The organism is Actinospica acidithermotolerans, from assembly GCF_018139625.1.
Taxonomy (GTDB): Bacteria; Actinomycetota; Actinomycetes; order Streptomycetales; family Catenulisporaceae; genus Actinospica; species Actinospica acidithermotolerans.
Genome location: NZ_JAGSOH010000314.1, coordinates 1 through 433, shown reverse-complemented (window position 1 = coordinate 433; position 433 = coordinate 1). Strand labels below are relative to the sequence as shown.

At 70.2% G+C, this 433-nt stretch carries 1 protein-coding gene; it reads left to right on the top strand.

Features of this window, described 5'->3' with window-relative positions; all coding sequences use genetic code 11:
* The coding region (locus tag KDK95_RS34875) for an Hsp20/alpha crystallin family protein (RefSeq protein ID WP_212522626.1) at positions 1-406 on the top strand (406 nt) is incomplete at its 5' end.
* Between the last annotated feature and the right edge of the window lie 27 nt (positions 407-433).

Genomic DNA, 433 nt, shown 5'->3' with positions numbered 1-433 from the left:
GGACCGGCTCGCCGGCCAGGTGCTCGGCACCGCCGCCGCGGGGACCTGGTCCAAGCCCACCCCGATGCCGATGGACGCCTACCGGGACGGCGAGACGTACGTGGTCTGCTTCGACCTTCCCGGCATCGACCCGTCCGCCATCGAGCTGCAGGTCGAGCGCAACGTGCTGACCGTCAAGGCCGAGCGCCGCCCGGTGCACACGGGCGAGAAGTTCGAGATGCAGGTCAACGAGCGGCCGCTCGGCGTGTTCTCCCGCCAGCTGTTCCTCGGCGAGACGCTGGACGCCGATCGCATCGACGCGGACTACAGCGCGGGCGTGCTCACCCTGCGCATCCCGATCGCCGAGAAGGCCAAGCCCCGCAGGATCGAGATCAACGCCGCCGAGCACCGGGAGATCAGCGCCTAGACCACGCCTAGACCGAACGCGCGGTCT